The organism is Methylobacillus draconifructus, assembly GCF_045984355.1.
In the GTDB taxonomy this organism is placed as follows: Bacteria; Pseudomonadota; Gammaproteobacteria; order Burkholderiales; family Methylophilaceae; genus Methylobacillus; species Methylobacillus flagellatus_A.
The window spans coordinates 17,443-34,975 of record NZ_JBJQII010000006.1 but is presented as its reverse complement, the minus strand read 5'-3'; the positions used below and the strand labels follow the sequence as shown (position 1 = coordinate 34,975).

18 protein-coding genes are annotated in these 17,533 nt (G+C 59.2%); 7 read left to right on the top strand and 11 right to left on the bottom strand.

All coding sequences use genetic code 11. The features are described 5' to 3' along the window. Nucleotides 1–3 precede the first annotated feature (3 nt). From ACJSDX_RS12855 to cysS, 4 genes are all read right to left on the bottom strand, one after another. Entirely contained in the window at nt 4–1,173 is a 1,170-nt protein-coding gene (locus ACJSDX_RS12855; RefSeq protein WP_407995034.1) for an efflux RND transporter periplasmic adaptor subunit, read from the bottom strand. After that, entirely contained in the window at nt 1,173–2,477 is a 1,305-nt protein-coding gene (locus tag ACJSDX_RS12850) for a TolC family protein (protein WP_407995033.1), read from the bottom strand. The genes ACJSDX_RS12855 and ACJSDX_RS12850 overlap by 1 nt, the downstream gene beginning before the upstream one ends. Before the next feature lie 282 nt (nt 2,478–2,759). Continuing rightward, nucleotides 2,760–3,044 carry a hypothetical protein gene (locus tag ACJSDX_RS12845; RefSeq protein WP_309564411.1) on the bottom strand — a complete coding sequence of 95 codons (285 nt, stop codon included), beginning with the start codon at nt 3,042–3,044 and terminating at the stop codon, nt 2,760–2,762. A 153-nt stretch (nt 3,045–3,197) separates the two neighbouring features. Next, complete coding sequence (gene cysS / locus ACJSDX_RS12840; RefSeq protein WP_407995032.1) at nt 3,198–4,565, bottom strand: cysteine--tRNA ligase; 1,368 nt, start codon at nt 4,563–4,565, stop codon at nt 3,198–3,200. A 140-nt stretch (nt 4,566–4,705) separates the two neighbouring features. On the opposite strand from cysS, the gene ACJSDX_RS12835 reads away from it, so the two are divergent. The 5 genes from ACJSDX_RS12835 to ACJSDX_RS12815 are packed head-to-tail and all read left to right on the top strand — an operon-like array spanning nt 4,706 to nt 8,961. After that, the gene (locus tag ACJSDX_RS12835; RefSeq protein ID WP_407995031.1) at nt 4,706–5,779 is read left to right on the top strand and encodes a L,D-transpeptidase Cds6 family protein; all 1,074 of its coding nucleotides are present in this window, start codon (nt 4,706–4,708) and stop codon (nt 5,777–5,779) included. 11 nt (nt 5,780–5,790) lie between these two features. Further along, nucleotides 5,791–7,005 carry a L,D-transpeptidase family protein gene (locus ACJSDX_RS12830; protein ID WP_407995030.1) on the top strand — a complete coding sequence of 405 codons (1,215 nt, stop codon included), beginning with the start codon at nt 5,791–5,793 and terminating at the stop codon, nt 7,003–7,005. A 29-nt stretch (nt 7,006–7,034) separates the two neighbouring features. Next, nucleotides 7,035–7,718: a peptidylprolyl isomerase gene (locus ACJSDX_RS12825; RefSeq protein ID WP_309564407.1), complete on the top strand. Its 684-nt coding sequence runs from the start codon at nt 7,035–7,037 to the stop codon at nt 7,716–7,718. Then, nucleotides 7,715–8,206, top strand: a complete 492-nt coding sequence (locus tag ACJSDX_RS12820; RefSeq protein ID WP_309564406.1) for a peptidylprolyl isomerase — start codon at nt 7,715–7,717, stop codon at nt 8,204–8,206. The genes ACJSDX_RS12825 and ACJSDX_RS12820 overlap by 4 nt, the downstream gene beginning before the upstream one ends. Before the next feature lie 8 nt (nt 8,207–8,214). Further along, nucleotides 8,215–8,961 carry a UDP-2,3-diacylglucosamine diphosphatase gene (locus tag ACJSDX_RS12815; protein WP_407995029.1) on the top strand — a complete coding sequence of 249 codons (747 nt, stop codon included), beginning with the start codon at nt 8,215–8,217 and terminating at the stop codon, nt 8,959–8,961. A gap of 20 nt (nt 8,962–8,981) precedes the next feature. Here ACJSDX_RS12815 and ACJSDX_RS12810 read toward each other — a convergent pair whose 3' ends face one another. From ACJSDX_RS12810 to ACJSDX_RS12785, 6 genes are all read right to left on the bottom strand, one after another. Continuing rightward, nucleotides 8,982–10,604: an HD domain-containing phosphohydrolase gene (locus ACJSDX_RS12810; RefSeq protein WP_407995028.1), complete on the bottom strand. Its 1,623-nt coding sequence runs from the start codon at nt 10,602–10,604 to the stop codon at nt 8,982–8,984. Between the two features lie 28 nt (nt 10,605–10,632). Continuing rightward, entirely contained in the window at nt 10,633–11,337 is a 705-nt protein-coding gene (locus ACJSDX_RS12805; RefSeq protein ID WP_407995027.1) for an FHA domain-containing protein, read from the bottom strand. Between the two features lie 222 nt (nt 11,338–11,559). Further along, complete coding sequence (gene nusB, locus ACJSDX_RS12800; RefSeq protein WP_407995026.1) at nt 11,560–12,042, bottom strand: transcription antitermination factor NusB; 483 nt, start codon at nt 12,040–12,042, stop codon at nt 11,560–11,562. Next, nucleotides 12,039–12,488, bottom strand: coding sequence for a 6,7-dimethyl-8-ribityllumazine synthase (gene ribH / locus ACJSDX_RS12795; protein ID WP_407995025.1), 450 nt, complete (start codon nt 12,486–12,488; stop codon nt 12,039–12,041). The genes nusB and ribH overlap by 4 nt, the downstream gene beginning before the upstream one ends. Nucleotides 12,489–12,564: 76 nt before the next feature. Further along, complete coding sequence (locus ACJSDX_RS12790) at nt 12,565–13,158, bottom strand: DNA-3-methyladenine glycosylase I (protein WP_407995024.1); 594 nt, start codon at nt 13,156–13,158, stop codon at nt 12,565–12,567. A 20-nt stretch (nt 13,159–13,178) separates the two neighbouring features. Further along, nucleotides 13,179–14,792 carry an OFA family MFS transporter gene (locus ACJSDX_RS12785; protein ID WP_407995023.1) on the bottom strand — a complete coding sequence of 538 codons (1,614 nt, stop codon included), beginning with the start codon at nt 14,790–14,792 and terminating at the stop codon, nt 13,179–13,181. Between the two features lie 184 nt (nt 14,793–14,976). Between ACJSDX_RS12785 and phoB the strand changes: the two genes are divergently transcribed. Both phoB and phoR read left to right on the top strand, forming a co-directional pair. Then, nucleotides 14,977–15,663, top strand: coding sequence for a phosphate regulon transcriptional regulator PhoB (gene phoB, locus ACJSDX_RS12780; RefSeq protein WP_309564398.1), 687 nt, complete (start codon nt 14,977–14,979; stop codon nt 15,661–15,663). A gap of 37 nt (nt 15,664–15,700) precedes the next feature. Then, nucleotides 15,701–17,032: a phosphate regulon sensor histidine kinase PhoR gene (phoR, locus tag ACJSDX_RS12775; protein WP_407995022.1), complete on the top strand. Its 1,332-nt coding sequence runs from the start codon at nt 15,701–15,703 to the stop codon at nt 17,030–17,032. Here phoR and ACJSDX_RS12770 read toward each other — a convergent pair. Then, nucleotides 17,019–17,510 carry a hypothetical protein gene (locus ACJSDX_RS12770; RefSeq protein ID WP_407995021.1) on the bottom strand — a complete coding sequence of 164 codons (492 nt, stop codon included), beginning with the start codon at nt 17,508–17,510 and terminating at the stop codon, nt 17,019–17,021. The two genes, phoR and ACJSDX_RS12770, sit on opposite strands and share 14 nt — an antisense overlap. Between the last annotated feature and the right edge of the window lie 23 nt (nt 17,511–17,533).

Sequence of the window (17,533 nt, the reverse complement as noted above, 5' to 3'; positions counted from 1 at the left end):
GGCCTATTCCAGTTCCTTGCGCTTGCGCTCATTATTGACGTGGAAAGCGCCCTCGATAATGATGGTCTCGCCCTCTTCCAGGCCGGACGCCACGGCTGCCATCTCGTTGTACTCGCTGCCCAGCTCCACTTCGCGCAGGCGGAAGCGGTTCGGGCCGATCTCGACATAGACGTAGTCCTTGTCGTTCTCGCGCACCACGGCGCGCCTAGGCACTGCCAGTTGCATCGTGGGCTTGGACTGCACGAGCATGGAAACCAGCATGTCCGGCTTGATGGCCTCGTCGCTGTTTTCCAGGTCGGTACGCACCGTCACGGTACGCGTCAGCGGGTTCACCACATCGCCGACGAAAATCAGCTTGCCGGTGAATTTGCGGTTGCTCAGGGCCGGGATCTCGATCTCGACATCTTCCCCTTCCTGCACCAGCTCGACCTGCTGTTCAGGCACTTCAGCCACCGCCCATACGCGCGACAGGTCCGCAACGATGAACAACTCCTCCGCCGGCTGCACCACCTGGCCCAGGTTGACCCTGCGGCTGATCACCGTGCCCGAAAGGCGGGCATCCACGTTGCTATAGGAACGCAATTGCCCCGAGCTGGCGATTTGCGCGATGGACTTTTCCGACATGCCCAGCACCTGCAATTGCTCCTTCGCCGTATATAAGTCGGCCTGGGCAGCGCTCAATTCGGCCTCGCGGCGCTGCAGTTCTGCGGCTCCGATCACGTCGGCCTCGAGCAACTGACGCGCGCGCTCCACCGCCTTGGTCTGCAACGCGATCTGTTGCGATGCCTTGATGTACAGCAACTGGTTCTGCGCGAGCTCGGTACTGTTCAGCGTTGCAAGCACCTCGCCCTGCTTGACGTCCTGCCCCAGGATCACGTTGATGTCGGTGATGCGCCCGGTGACCGAGGCGCCGATACGCGCCACGCGCTGCTCATCCACCTGGATGCTGCCGGGCACGCGCAAGACTTCCCGGATTTCGGCCTTACCGGCCGGGGCAATCTTGACCTGGTTCTGCAACAGCTCGGAAAGCTCGACGATGTTGGGGTCTTTGGGCTCATCTGCCGCTTCGTCGGGCGTTGCGGCCGGCTTGCATGCCGAAAGCAGCAAGGCCAGCACGACCAGGCCGCTTGTTGCGAAAGTGGAATACGGTTTCAATAGGGAATTGGGGAACATTACGGCTTAACCTCCAGAAGTTCTGTACCAAGCAGGCGCTCTATTTCCAGCATGCTGCTGACATAATCGAATTTTGCGGCAAGGTAATCCTTGCGCACGAGACGGAAAGTGCGCTGGGCATCCATATACTCGAGGATGCCGCGCTCGCCGTAACGATAGGCGGCCTCCGCCACCTTGAGCACCGACTCGGCCTGGCTCAGCAAGCCATTCTCGAAAGCGGCCAGTTGTTGCTGCGCAATCAGGTAGCGCTGATAGGCAGCCTCCATATCCCGGCGCAATCCCAGCTCGCGGTCGTGCAGGGTTGCCTGGGTCTGGCGCACATCGGCGGAAGCCGCCGCAATCGGGCCCTGGCGCCTGTCCCACAATGGCAAGGGAATCGCCACGCCGAAGCGCATCTGCCTGAGATCGGGATCCTCTTCGACGCTGGCCTTGAGCGTCAGGCCGGGATTACGCAAGCGCTCTTCCAGCTTGAGTTTGGCCTCGGCGGTTTCAGTTGCCGCCCGTACTTGCGACAATTGCGGGCTGTGCACCACCTGGTCGCGCAACTTCTCCAGCGACGGCAAGCCGTATCCCATGGGCAGCTCGCCTTCCACGTCGTATTCGATCGGGATGCTGGAACCCAGCAAGCCGCGCAAATAGGCCTTGCCTTCGTTTACCCGCACCAAGGCTGACTGGTAATCGCGCTCGGCAGCCAATGCCTCGGTATCGGCCTTGATCAGTTCATACCTGGGCGCCTCGCCGACCTCCACCCGCAACTTGACCCGCTCGCGGATCTGCTGCAACAGGTTACGGTCGCCTTCCACCAGCTTGAGTACGGCCTTGCGCTGGATCACGTCGTAGAATGCATTCTTGACGCGGGAGCGCAGCTCGATCCGGATCAGCTCCGTTCCGGCATCCGCCACCTTGGTCCCCGATTCTGCAGCCGCAATCCTGGCATCGCGCACCCATGGGTACTCCAAGGGTTGGGACAAGCCGACGTTCCAGTTGCGGTTATCGCCCTGCCCGCCCGGCGTCAGGTACCGGCTGGGGCCCATCACCGCTTCCACCTGGGGGTTGCTGTACGTCGATGCGGTGGTGACCGCGGCTTGCGCTGCGTCGCGCTGTGCAGCCGCGATACCAAGCGCTGGATTGTATTGCATGGCCGTATCGATCATGTCTGGCAGCGTATATGCCGCCAATGCCGACGGCACATGGCCGCATACCAGCATGACAGATAGCACGCGCACAAGAAATGGTCGCAGGCCGGCTTGCGGTACTGGCAATGCACCATGCCGGCGCATGCCTGTCTCTATATTTGTTTTCATTTCACTTTTGAACCGATTGATCAACTTTTCCGTATTGATGCATTGCTTATAGCAAACATATGCGGAGCGTACTAGCCTGCCGCGAAAGGCAGGCTCCTGATGCGCATCATTGCCGCAGCTAGGCTCCGCTTTCCTCGGATATCATCGTTTTGCTGGGATATCCTTAGCAAGGCTTGGGCCAGTCTATGCATCAGGAGGTGACGCCGTGATGAATCCATAATACTGACCAAGGCAGCACTTGCCACTTGAGGGCAAGCTGCTCAGGGCGGATTCCAGGCGCAATCAGGCAATAGGAGGACGGGTAATCAGGAAGAGATCGGGTTGGCGGTAAGTCTCGGCCAGAATGGCGAGCTTGAGATCAAAAACAAAGGGAGGGCGAACTAAAGGCATATGCATGACCAGGATGGGCTCGCTGACCTCGCGGTCATTATCCATTTCCACCTGCTGCACATGGGTAAAAGTCGGGTCGTCATACTCCATTGCATACGATTGCTCGGCTTGCTGGGCAAACAAACACAGGCACACAATGACGCTAAGTAACGCAAATACGCGTTTTGCAAAAGACATGACTCGATTATAGCCAGAAAATCCAATGCTGAGAACCAGTTTGCGGCATTGCCCCTATATGAAACGCGGCCAACAAAACCCGGCGAAGCGCTCTGCGGGCCATATAATGTAGTGTTACTGCAAAGCGGCGCAACGGCGCCAGGACAGTGCGCCCTAAACGCGGCGCCAGCTCGTGCCTTGTGCGGTATCCTCAAGGACGATGCCTTGCGCGCTCAACGCATCGCGGATCCGGTCCGCCTCGGCAAAGTTCTTGCCCTTACGGGCCAGCAGCCGCTCCTCGATCAGCCGTTCGATTTCCTCTGCAGCCATGCCCGCCGCGGCATCCCCTTGCAGGAACTCGTCAGGTGCGCGCTGCAGCAAGCCCAATTGCCCGGCCAGCGCCTTGAGCAGGCCGGCCTGCACTACTGACGCCGTGCGGTTGGCTTCGTTCGCAAGCTCGAACAATACGGCAAACGCTTCCGGCGTATTGAAGTCATCGTCCAGCGCCTGTTTGAAGCGCTGCGCGTCCGGCTGCTGCCAGTCGATGTCAACCTGCGGTAGCTCAAGCCCGCGCAAGGTATTGTAAAGCCTGGTCAACGCCTGCTTGGCGTCGTCCAGGTGGTGGTCGGAATAGTTCAGCGGGCTACGGTAGTGCGCGCGCAGGATGAAGAAGCGCACCACTTCCGCATCGTACTTTTCAAGCACCTCACGAATGGTGAAGAAGTTGCCGAGCGATTTCGACATCTTTTCGTCATCCACCCGGATGAAGCCGTTGTGCATCCAGTAATTGACGAACGTGCAGCCATGCGCGCCTTCGCTCTGCGCAATCTCGTTTTCATGGTGGGGAAACTGCAAGTCCTGCCCGCCGCCGTGGATGTCGAAGTGCTGGCCGAGATGCCGCGCGCCCATCGCGGAGCACTCAATATGCCAGCCCGGACGGCCCGGCCCCCAAGGGGAATCCCAGCTCGGCTCGCCTGGCTTGGCCGCCTTCCACAAGACGAAATCCATCGGGTCGCGCTTGTGCGCGTCTACCTCTACGCGCTCCCCGGCGCGCAAATCCTCAAGCGACTTGCCTGACAGCTTGCCGTAGTTGGCGAAACTGGACACCGCATAATAGACGTCGCCATTATCGGCCGCATAGGCATGCTGCTTTTCAATCAGCGTACTGATCATGGCGATCATTTCATGGATATAGTCAGTGGCGCGCGGCTCAAGATCGGGTCGCCAGACGCCAAGCCGTGCCGCATCCTCGTTCATCGCGTCGATGAAGCGGCTGGTGAGCGCGGTGATGGTCTCGCCATTTTCATTCGCGCGCGCAATGATCTTGTCGTCGATGTCCGTGATATTGCGCACATAGGTCACATCGTAGCCGGAGCTGCGCAGCCAGCGGTTCACCATGTCGAACACCACCATCACGCGCGCATGCCCCAGGTGGCAGTAGTCGTAAACTGTCATGCCGCAGACATACATGCTGACCTTGCCTGCCACGATCGGGTAAAAAGTCTGCTTTGCGCGCGCAAGCGTGTTATAGATTTTCAGCATAGTTCAGGTTGCGAGGTGTAGGGATTGGAAGATTCGTCATCAAGCAATGTTTATTGATTATGCCTGCTACGTTGGCAGTAGTGCTTGCATGCGCTTATTGATAGAATTATGACCATAATAATAGCCTGGAATTATAGCATATGCCTATTGCACGCGCGCTGAGCCATAGCCTGCTGATCGCCGCTTTACTGCTCTCGCCGAAGGGATGGGCAAGCGAACTGGATGAAATCAACCAGCTCGCGGAACAAGGCAAAACGGCCCAGGCGCTGCAGCGCCTGAACGGCTACCTGGGCAAGCAGCCCACCGATGCCAAGGCGCTGTTCCTCAAGGGCGTGCTGCTGGCCGAGAGCGACAAGCAGGACGAGGCCATCAAGGTATTCAGCGAGCTCACGGAAAAATACCCGCAATTGCCCGCGCCATACAACAACCTGGCGGTGCTCTACGCCTACCAGGGCAATTATGAAAAAGCCAAGGCCGCGCTCGAGGCCGCCATCCGCACCCACCCGAGCTACGCCACGGCCCACGAGAACCTGGGAGACATCTATGCCCGCATGGCGTCGGAGTCATATAGCCGCGCCTTGCAACTCGATACCAATAACAGCCGAGCCAAGAGCAAACTCGCGCTGATCAAGGATTTATTGCCGCCGCCCGGCGACATCGCTGCCGCCAAGGCGCCATCCAAGGAGGCTGCCAAGCCCAGCCTCGCGGCAGTACCGGCGGCAGCCAAGACCGACACCAAGCCAGCCCCCGCGCCTGCCAAGCCTGCGGAAACCAGCAAGCCCGCTGCCGAACCTGTGCCTGCGAACGTCAAGCCCACCGCGCCGGAAGTGGCGGCTACGCCAACGTCCCCCACAGAACAGAAAAAATCTGATCAGACACAAGCGGTGCTGAATGCCGTAGAATCCTGGGCAAAAGCTTGGTCCAGCCAGAATGTGGAGCAATATCTCGCCAGCTATGCCAAGGATTTCAAGACGCCGAACGGGGAAAGCCGTGCAAGCTGGGAGGCGACACGCAAAACGCGTGTCGGCAAGCCTTCAAGGATCGAAGTCAATTTAACCAACGTGAAAATCAGCATTGAGAATGAACACACTGCGCGCGCCACATTCCAGCAGTCCTACGAGGCTGATCATTTATCGCAACGCACGCGCAAGCAACTGGTCCTGGTTCAACAGCAAGGCAAGTGGTTGATCCAGCAGGAGCTGACAAACCGGTAACCCTATACAGCATGATCAAACGCTTTACCAAACTGTTGTCCACGGCCCTGCTCATCGGGGGCGGCCTGCTGCCCTGGAACGCCACGGCAGACAAATCCAGTCCGCTTCCAGGCAACGTGCTGCCCGCATTCAGCAGCAACCAGGCCGAGCGCCTGCTGGTACAAAGCCTGCTTGAAATCAACGAAGGCCAGTTGCGCGAGGCCTTGAACACCATAGACCAACTGCTGCAAGCCGTGCCCAACTTCCGCCTCGCCCACCTGGTGCGCGGCGACTTGCTGATGGCTTTTGCGCAACAGTCCACCAAGCTGGGCGATGATAAGAATGCCGCGGTGTCCGACTTTCAGGAAGAGGCCAAGGTCCGGATAGAGCGCCATCTTGCCACCCCGCACGAAGGCAAAATCCCCGACGTCCTCTGGCGCATGGCGCCGGAACAACGCTATGCGATCGTGGTAGATACGGCAAAATCACGGTTATACGTTTACCAGAACCGCGACAACCAGCCTCATCACTTGGTGGACTACTACATCACCATGGGCAAGAACGGCAGCGAGAAATTCGTAGAAGGGGATAAACGCACGCCGCTGGGGGTTTATACCGCAGGCAAAAAACTGGAGCGCAAGCTGCCCGACTTCTACGGCGAAGCCGCCTACCCATTGAACTACCCCAACCCGCTGGATAAACAGCAAGGCAAGAAAGGCCACGGCATCTGGCTGCACGGCACGCCCAAGGATGTCTACAGCCGCCCGCCCAAGGCCAGCGACGGCTGCGTCGTGATTGCCAACCCGGACATCAAGGCCCTGACTCCCGTATTGCAGCAAGGCGCAACGCCGGTCATCATCAGCAACAGCCTGCAATGGATCACGCCCGAGGAGGCCAAGCACCGTCAGCAGGCACTGGATCATGCCCTGGAACAATGGCGCCATGACTGGGAAGCGCAGAACACGGAACAATACCTTGCACATTATGCCAAGGACTTCTTCAGCGACAGCGGCAACCTGGAAAACTGGAGCCAGAATAAGCGGCGCATCCAGGCCAGCAAGGCAAAAGTGCAGATCGGCCTATCCAACATCAGCATGTTCCGCTATCCTAATGGCCCAGCGTCCATGGTTTTGGTCAGTTTCGACCAGGACTACAAGAGCGATGCACTCGCCAACCGCATGAAGAAACAGCAGTACTGGGTGTGGGACAATCAGCGCTGGAAGATCATGTATGAAGGTCCCGCATGATGCAGATTTTGACATTGGAGGAAATTCTGATGCGCGCAACCACACGTGCCTTACTCGCCCCGTTCCTGTACCTAGCCATGCTGTGCGCCAGCCTGGCGGCGATTGCCAGCGACAATGCGCCGCAGCAGCTGGAAGTGCAGACCAATCACGGCAGCTTCGTCATCGAGCTATACCCGGACAAGGCGCCTAAAACCGTCGCCAACTTCATCCAGTACGTCACCAGCGACTTCTACACTGGCACCACCTTCCACCGCACCGTGGACCGGTTCATGATCCAGGGCGGCGGCCTCACTGCCGACATGAAGGAGAAATCCACCTTTTCTCCAATCGAGAACGAATCCAACAACGGCCTCAAGAATGAATACGGCTCCGTCGCCATGGCACGTGCATTCGCGCCCAATTCCGCGACTTCGCAATTCTTCATCAACCTGTCGGACAACAAGTTCCTCAACTTCCACAAGCCCGAGGCCGCCTATATCGGTTATTGCGTATTTGGCAAGGTAATCAAGGGCATCGACGTGGTTGAGCGCATAGGCAAGAGCCCGACCAGGGTAGTAGGCGCTCACCTCAACGTGCCGGTCGAGCCTGTCGTCATTGAAAAGGTGGCATTGCTGGACCAGCCCATCAACATTGCCGATCGCCTGGACTACAAGAAAGTCAAAACCATCGCGCAGACAGAAGCGCCAACCAAAAGCAAAGGAAAGAAACCTTGATCAAGCTACATACCAATTTCGGTGAAATCACCCTGGAACTCGATGAGGAAAAAGCGCCGATTACCGCTGCCAACTTCATCCAGTACGTAAAAGACGGCTTTTACGACAACACCATCTTCCATCGCGTGATTGACGGCTTCATGATCCAGGGCGGCGGCTTCACCCCGGACATGCAGCAGAAACCGACCAATGCGGCAATCAAGAATGAAGCCAACAACGGCCTGCAGAACAAGACCTATACCATCGCCATGGCGCGCACCCCTGCCCCGGACTCTGCCAGCAGCCAGTTCTTCATCAACGTGTCCGACAACGACTTCCTCAACTTCACCGCGCCGACCTCCCAAGGCTGGGGCTACGCCGTGTTCGGCAAGGTGACAGCCGGCACGGAAGTCGTCGACCAGATCAAGAAGGTCAAGACCGGCAGCAAGAACGGCCACCAGGACGTCCCCCTGGAGCCTGTGGTCATCGAACGCGCCGAAATCGTTTAAGCACCAGCATGGGATATGCAGGTCAGGAGAAAACGGCGTTCAGCCTGTTGATTTCCGACCTGCACCTATGCGATTCCAGACCTGCCATTACCGCCCAATTTCTTGGCTTCCTGCAGCAGCAGGCCAGCCAGGCTGAGGCGCTTTACATCCTGGGCGATTTTTTCGAATATTGGGCCGGCGACGACGACCTTGCCCAGCACCAGCCCATCATCCAGGCATTGCGTGCATTATCCGAGCAAGGCACCCAGCTCTACTTCATGCACGGCAACCGGGATTTCCTGATTGGCAAGGCATTTGCCGCCGCAGCCGGACTGACATTGCTGCCCGACCCGACACTCGTCACTCTGTACGGCAAACGCGCATTGTTGAGCCATGGCGATGCGCTCTGCACCGATGACGTCGCCTACCAGGCTTTCCGCCGCCAGGTACGCGCTCCTGCCTGGCAGGAGAACTTCCTGCAACAGCCGCTCAATGCGCGCAAGGCCCAGATCGAGGCACTGCGCCAACGCAGCGAGCAGGAGAAGTCCGGCAAACAGGAAAGCATCATGGATGTGAATGCAGAGGCAGTCGCCGCATTGCTGCGCGAGTACGATTACCCGGAACTATTCATCCACGGGCACACGCATCGCCCCGCATTGCATCCCCTGGAAGTGGACGGCCGCAGGGTGGACCGCTGGGTGCTCGGCGACTGGTACGAACAGGGCAGCTGCCTGGTTGTAGACCGGCAAGGCGTGCGCAACCAGCAATTGCCGTAACAAGTTGACGTGATGATCCATCACGGGGCGTAGCCCGGTATCGCCGCCTCATCCACTGCGTCGATTTGCCCGGGTTGCAGGTAGCGCCTGGCATAGTGCAAGTAGACCTTCTCCCGGATGAAGATATCGAACAAATCGGGATCGATATGCTGGTCCAGCTTCATTTCACCCAATATATGCAATGCCTCAGACAAGGTCTTGGCCTTCTTGTACGGCCTGTCGCCGGAAGTCAGCGCCTCGAAGATATCGGCGATGCACATCAAGCGCGCCGGGATGGAAAGCTGCTCCTTGGTCAGGCCTCGCGGATAGCCATGGCCGTCGAGGCGCTCATGGTGGCCGCCGGCATATTCGGGAACGCGCTGCAGCCCTGGGGGATAGGGCAGGGATTCCAGCATGTCGATGGTGACGACGATATGCTGGTTCACCACCTGGCGCTCTTCCGGTGTCAGCGTGCCGGAACTGATGGTCAGGTTGTACACCTCGTCCTCGGTAAGGAAATTCACTGTCTTGCCTGACTCATCCTCCAACTGGTATTGAGCAATCTTCTTCACCCGCTCCTGATCCTCAGCCGGCATCGATTCGGAACCCACATTCACCCGTTGTAAAAATGCAAGGTCGTCGTCAAGCTGCCTGATCCAGTCGGCATGTTGCCGCTCAAGCTCATCCAGCCCTTGCTCGCGCCCCTGGCGGACCGCATCGAGCTGTTGCCGCAGCAGGCGGCATTCCGCCTGTTCTTTCATCAAGGCAAACCGTTGCTCGAGCAGGCCGATACGGTCAAAAATCGTGGACAGCTTGGTCGGCTTGTCCATCAAGGATTCGGGCGTCGCGATCTTGCCGCAGTCGTGCAGCCAGGCAGCAATGCGCAACTCGTCCAGCTCCTTGCCGTTCATGTAAAAGTCCTTGAGCGGCCCTGATGCCGCCCGGTTCACCGCGGCAGCCAGCATCATGGCCAGCTCGGGCACGCGCCGGCAATGGCCGCCGGTATAGGGCGACTTGGCATCGATCGCCCCGGCAATCAGGCGGATGAAGGCCTCGAACAAATTCCGCAAGCCCTCTATCAGCTGGCGGTTGGTCAGCGCAACCGCGGCCTGCGACGCCAGGGATTCCACCAGTTGCTGGCTGGAATCGGAAAAAGGCACGATCTGCCCGGCGGCTTCCTTGGCGTTGATCAATTGCAGGACGCCGATGATCTCGCCCTCGTGATTCTTCATGGGCACGGTAAGGAAGGAGCGCGAACGGTAGCCGGTCGTCGCATCGAACTGCCGCGTACCGGAGAAGTCGAACCCCTCTGCGGAATAGGCGTCCTCGATATTGACGGTGCAATCGTTGAGCACGGCATACGCCGCCACCATATGGTGATTGGGCTGCCCGTTGGCGAGGTAAAGCGGCAGGGGCTGGAAGGGAATGGGATTGCCGGTAGTGCCGCCCATGGCGATGCCAAGCGAGCTGGTCCGCATGATCTCGAAGCGTAGCGTCTTGTCCTGCGTCACGCTGTAAAGGGTGCCCGCATCCGCATTGGTCAGGCGCTTGGCGCTCATCACGATCATTTCCAGCAGCCGCTGGTGGTCGTGCTCGGCAGACAGGGCAATGCCTATTGCGTTCAGGTCTTCCAGCTGCTTGACCAATGCGCCGCGTGCCGTCATTCCCCCTCCGTCCGGTTCGACCAAAACACTATGCCAGCGAGAACAACATCCTGACCCCGGCCAGCTCGATAATATCGCCATCCGCCAATAGTTGAGCCTGCAGCCCTACCGCAGCGCCATTCAGGACCGGGCGGCCGTCGCCCTCGACATGGGAAAGAAAGTAGCCGTGCGTCCGCTTGGTGATGACGGCGACCTGCACCCCGCTCTTGCCCAGCGTCGTCAATGTTTTCCTGATTACCAGCTCCCGCCCGGGACTGGCGCCGTTCAACACTTTGACCTTGGCGAGCCCGGCAGGTTGCAATCCGGCCGCCCCATTCACCGCCCGCCCATCGGCATGCTGGCCTACAGGCTCCTCGGCGGCTTGCTTTTCCGCCGCCTCCGCCATCATTTCCCTGATGGCCGGCATGACCAGCACCGTTTTCTCGAATCCGCGATCGGCGGCAAGGTCTTCTTCAAGATACTCGATCTGGTGACGCCCCAGGCCTATCCTGTCGCCATCCTGCAGCTGGTGCCGGGTAATGGCACGGCCATTCACCAAGGTGCCGTTGGTGCTGCGGTTGTCCTCGATATAGAACACGCCGTCCTCTGCCAGCACGGCGGCATGCTCGCCGCTGATGGCAAGGTTTTCCAGCCTGATATCGCAGCTGGGCCGCCGCCCGATGGTCAAGCGCTGCTTGTCCAATGGAAACTCAGCCAGAAAATCGCCTTCCAGCGTAAGCACCAATTTCGCCATGAATAAAGCTCCCTTTCAGCTAGGCTGCCGCCCTTGAATCCTTCATCCCCTGAGCCAGCAAGCCTGCTTTGTTTTTTTATGGTTATTATGCTGCACAATCTTTACAAAGCCTGCGCCAGATTACAAGCCTCTCGTCGCCTCAATGAATAATTCACAGCAAGACGGCGGATAAAAAAATAGCCAGCACAACGGCTGGCTATTCATGCATCAATACGGGAGAAACTACTTCCTGCCTCGCTGGAACTCATCGGGCCTGGCTTCCGCCGCGATCTTGTCCAGCACGCCGTTGACATACTTGTGGCCGTCAGTGCCGCCGTAGAGCTTGGCAAGCTCCACGCCCTCATTGATGGCGACGCGGTAAGGGATGGTCACGTCATGGATCAATTCGTACGCCGCAATGCAGAGGATGGCATGCTCGATCGGGCTAAGCTCGGATAGCTGGCGATCCAGCGAGCCCACCAGGCGCGCGTCCAGCTCGTCGATGTTCTCCGCCACGCCTTCGAGCAATTGGCGGAAATATTCGTAATCCGCACGGTCGAAATCAGGGTCGTCGGCCAGCTCGCGGATAATGACCGAGACATCCTTCTGGTTCATCAACCCTAGGTAGACGCCCTTGAGCACCAGCTCGCGCGACTTGCGGCGGCTGCGCCCGGCCTTCGGGGCCGGCTTTTTCGCCTCTAGCGGCTTCTTGTCTTGATCGCTCATAGTTGCTTCAGCAGGTTGATCATTTCAACCACGACGTCCGCAGCCTCGGCGCCCTTGATCGCCATGCGGGCTTCGGCCTGCTCGTCGTTCTCGGTGGTGAGGATGGCGTTGGCGACGGGAATGCCGGTGCTCAGCTGCACATCGGAAATACCGCGTGCGGATTCGTTGGAAACCACCTCGAAATGGTAGGTCTCGCCACGGATGATGGCGCCCAGCGCGATCAGGCCGTCAAACTGCTCGCTGTCCGCCATCTGCAACAGAATGGCTGGCGTTTCCAGCGCGCCGGGCACGGTGGCGAGCGTGATGTCGTCATCGGCCACGCCCAGCTTGTGCAGCTGTTCGACACAAGCCTGGAGCAAGCCGTCGCCGATGTTGCTGTTGAAACGGGACAGCACGATGCCGATGCGCAAATCCTTGCCATTCAAATCTACTGCGATTTTCTTCATGATTTCGTCCGAACTAGGCGCAGCCGTACTGCGCTATTGAAATGAGCCAGGCAATCCGCTGGCGAATCCCGTTATTTTAACACGCCAGGGAAGACTTAGAGCCGGACAGCAGTTCGGCATGGCGAAAACAATCCACGACGTGGTCGTTCACCATGCCGACTGCCTGCATGAAGGCGTAGCAGATCGTGGAGCCGACAAACTTGAAGCCGTGCTTCAGCAAAGTCTTGGACATCTGGTCGGATATCTCGGTCCTGGCAGGCACATCCGCCAGGCCAAGCCGATGGTTGACCTGCGGCTCGCCCTGCACGAACTGCCAGAGGAAGGCGTCCAGGCTGCCGTATTTCGCCTGCACCTCCAATGCTGCGCGGGCGTTGCCGATGGCGGCATTTACCTTGAGCCGGTTGCGGATGATGCCCGGGTCCGTGAGCAAGGCCTCCACCTTGTCCGCATCGTAGGCCGCGATTTTGGCGATATCGAACTGGTCGAACACCTTGCGGTAATGTTCCCGCTTCTTCAGCACTGTACTCCAGCTCAACCCGGCCTGCGCGCCTTCGAGCACCAGGAACTCGAACAGCCGCCTGTCATCGTGCACGGGCACGCCCCACTCCCTATCATGATAAACGACATCCAGCGCCCCCTTGGCCCACCCGCAACGACAGAGATCAGTCACAACAATTTCCAATGGCAAGATCAATGGAACAAGATAACCGCTTTCTGCAAAGTGTTCCAGATGCCGTATGTGATCGGGATGCCGACCGCGACCCATACTGCCACGGTCAATACAGTATTGCTCTTGTGTGCGGCTGCCTGCGTCATCTTCTGTGCCCGCTCATGCGAGACCTTCTTTTCCGCCTCCAGCTCGGCCGGGGTCATGTAATGTTTCTCCGCCACCGGGCGCACCAGCAGGTTGCATATCAGGCCGACCAGCAGCAGGCCCGCCAGCACGTACATGATCATATTGTAGGCATGGTCGGCCGGAACGCCCTGGTCGAGCTGGTAGTCGCGCAAGTAGTTCACGATTACAGGCCCCAGCACCCCGGCGGTCGCCCAGGCGGTCAACAACCTGCCGTGAATCGCGCCCACGTGCTGGGTGCCGAAAATGTCGGCCAGGTAAGCCGGAATCGTGGAGAAGCCGCCGCCATACATAGTGAGGATTATGCAGAACAAGCCTGCAAACAGTGCCACGCTGCCTATGCCACCCGCCCAGGGCGACAGCACGTAGAGCACGAAGCCCAAGGCGAAAAAGATCACATAGGTCAGCTTGCGGCCAAGGAAATCCGAGCAGGATGCCCAGCCGATACGCCCCAGGATATTGAAGAAGGAAAGCAGCCCGGCAAAACCGGCACCGATGGCTGCCACTTGCAATTTCTGGTCTCCGCTTAGTTCCGACAGCTTCAGCGGCACATCGATCAGCCTTCCGCCAAACACCTCCTGCAACATCGGCGATGCCATGCCGATCACGCCGATCCCGGCGCTGACGTTGAGGCACAGCACCCACCACAGCAGCCAGAACTGCGGCGTCTTGTGCGCCTGGTTCACATGCACATGGTGCGGCGTAATCATGGCCTTGCCATTGCTCGCTGGAGGCGTCCAGCCCTCGGGCTTCCAATCATGCGCTGGCACCCGGTAGCCCAGCGAGCCTATCATCATGGCGATAAAGTACAGCACGCCCATGGTGGCGAAGGTTTCCCATACGCCGACGGAAGTCTCGGTGGCGAAATAATTCATGAGCGTATTGGCGAGTGGCGCGCCTATCATGGCGCCGCCGCCGAACCCCATGATCGCCATGCCGGTCGCCATGCCGCGCCGGTCCGGGAACCACTTGATCAAGGTCGAGACCGGGGAGATATACCCCAGCCCGAGGCCGATGCCGCCGATCACGCCCGAGCCCAGCCACATCATCCAGAGCTGGTGCGTATACACCCCGATCGCGGAAATCAGCAGGCCGCCGCCCCAGCACACGGCGGCAACGGCGCCTGCCTTGCGCGGCCCGGCATGCTCCAGCCAATGCCCGAACACCGCCGCCGACGAACCCAGGAAGACAAAAAACAGGGTATACATCCACCCCAGGTCGCTGATTTTCCAGTCGCAGGTGGTCGTGATCGCCCGCATCCAGAAACTGACTTCCTCCCCGCACGCCAGCGGCTCGGAAATCCCCAATGCCTTGGACAGCGGCAACCAGAACACGCTGAAACCATAGGCCATGCCAATCGACAAATGCACAGCCAGCGCGGCGGGCGGCACCAGCCAGCGGTTGTAACTCGGCCCTGCCGTAATACGTTCCTTGGAAAAAAAGCCTGCCATGCCCACCCCTCGGTTTTATTCGAATTTAGAATTAATTTTAAAAGCAACAAGAAGAAACATTTTGTTACAAATCATCATACAAGTCGAATAAAACCGCAATACCTGAACAGCTTTAACCATGTTCATCAATCTGTCATATTAGCGTCATATATTGCTCGTCATTCAACAAGTGAGGAAACACGACATGCCAGCGAATATTCTGGTAGTAGAAGACGAACCAGCAATCCAGGAATTGCTTGCGCTCAACCTAACGCAAGCAGGCCACAACCCGGTCCGGGCATTGAGCGTGGAACAGGCGCAGATGCTGATCCGCGAAACATTGCCTGACCTGATCCTGCTCGACTGGATGCTGCCTGGCATGAGCGGTATCGAATTCGCACGCAAGCTGAAGGGCGACGAGCTGACCAAGGCGATTCCCATCATTATGCTGACCGCACGGGGCGAGGAGGCCGACAAGGTGCGCGGCCTGGAAGTCGGGGCGGATGACTATGTCACCAAGCCTTTCAGCCCGCGAGAGCTCAATGCGCGGATCAAGGCCGTGCTGCGCCGCCGCGCGCCGCAAATGACCGATGACCCGCTCGAGGTCGGCGGCCTGCGCCTGGACCCGATGACGCACCGCGTTTCCGGCAATGGCAAGACATTGGAGCTGGGGCCGACCGAGTTCCGCCTGCTGCATTACTTGATGTCCAACCCGGAGCGCGTGCATTCGCGCACCCAGGTGCTGGACCGCGTATGGGGAGATCGCGTGTTCGTGGAAGACAGGACGGTGGACGTGCATATCCGCCGCCTGCGCCGCGCCCTTTCCGAGTCCGGTCATGAAGAATTTATCCAGACAGTGCGCGGCGTTGGCTATCGTTTCTCTGCACAGTAGCTCATAATAACGACTGTCTTAAGACAAGAAGCATTTCGTGCAAGATATCCGCTGGAAAGCCTTGTGGCTGGGATTAGCCACCATATTCGCCTGCCTGGTCGTCTGGGCGGCCACAGACGCCATGACGGCGCTATTGGCATTCAGCGCCATCGTGCTGCTGTACCTGGTCAGCCACCTTTATTGGCTGCACCAGTTGCTGCAATGGTTCAAGAAGCCGGAGCTGAATACCATGCCCGTGGGCAGCGGCATCTGGGAAGACGTGTTTTCCGCCATCTACTACGAAAAGCGCCGGAGCAATCGCAGCCAGGCGCAAATCAGCTCGGCCCTCGACCGCTTCCGCCATGCGGCCAGCGCCCTGCCCGACGGCGTAGTCCTGCTCAACGGTAATGACCAGATCGAATGGTGCAACCCGACGGCGGAAAGCCAGCTTGGATTGTCCATGCGCCAGGATGCGGGGCAACCCATCACCTACCTGGTCCGGCCGATTGATTTCATCCAGTACCTGCAAGAACAGAACTACTCCGAGCCGATCAAGCTCAAGTCCTGGCGCACGACCGGCGCCACGCTGGAAATCCAGCTCGTGCCGTTCGGCAGCAACCAGAAGCTCCTGATTTCGCGCGATATCAGCCAGATGGAAAAGCTGGAAACCATGCGCCGCGACTTCATCGCCAATGTCTCGCACGAGCTGCGCACGCCATTGACCGTGGTAGGCGGCTTCCTGGAAACGTTGACCGACATGGAAGGGGCGGTGCCGGAAAGCACGCGCGCCTATTTCGGCATGATGCAGGAACAGACCGGCCGCATGCGTCGCCTGATCGAGGACCTGCTCACGCTCTCGCAGCTGGAAAATAGCCCGGAGGCCCCGCAAGAAAGCGAGATCGACCTGGGCACCCTGCTCAACATGCTGCTGCACGAGGGCATCAGCCTCAGCCAAGGCAAGCACGAGATCACCCTCGAACCGGTGGAGCCCGGCCTGTTCATCAAGGGCGCGACCGAAGAACTGCACAGCGCCCTGGGCAACCTAGTCAGCAATGCCGTGCGCTACACCCCGGCCGGCGGCAAGATCAACCTGCGGCTGTTCCTGCGCGGCAAGGATGTCCTGTTCAGCGTGCAGGACACCGGCATCGGCATCGAGCAGCAGCACATCGACCGCCTCACCGAACGCTTCTACCGCGTGGATCGCAGCCGCTCGCGCGAGACGGGCGGCACCGGCCTCGGGCTGTCCATCGTCAAGCATATCCTCACCCGCCACCAGGGGCGCCTGGAAATTGAATCCGAAGCCGGCAAGGGCAGCACGTTCACCGCCGTGCTGCCGCAAAGCCGGTTAGTGCGCAAACCCGCGCCAGAATCGGCAGCTACTGCCGCGTAACAGCCTCTGCTGCGGGCGGCATATCGGCATTCTGCCAGCCACGCCGGTAAACACGGATATCGGCGCCCTTGATGCGCGCGGCGTTGAACAGCTTCCTGGCGCGCATCGAATCCAGCCGGATGCCATAAGCCGCATAGACGAAATCCGCCATCGGCGCGCTGCTCTTGCGGAAAAATGGCAACTGCGGCGAACTGCCGTAAAAACTCTCCACGAAACTCGTGATGCCCGCCACGCCGTAATGTCCGCCGGCCAGCTCCTCCAGCCAGGGGCCGCCTGAGTCGCCCATGGTCGGCATGGGCAATGCCGGGTCGTAATCCCCCTGTTCATTCAGGCGATTCACAGCCAGCAGCGTTTCCAGCGTCGAGACCGCGCTGGCCTTGCTCTCGAACTGCACCTGGTAGCGCGCATAGAACAACGTATCCAGGCTGGCATAGGCAGCAGGCACAAAAGCCTCAAAGCCCTCCGTTGCGCGATGCACATGCTTGCTTGCACAACGCAGGC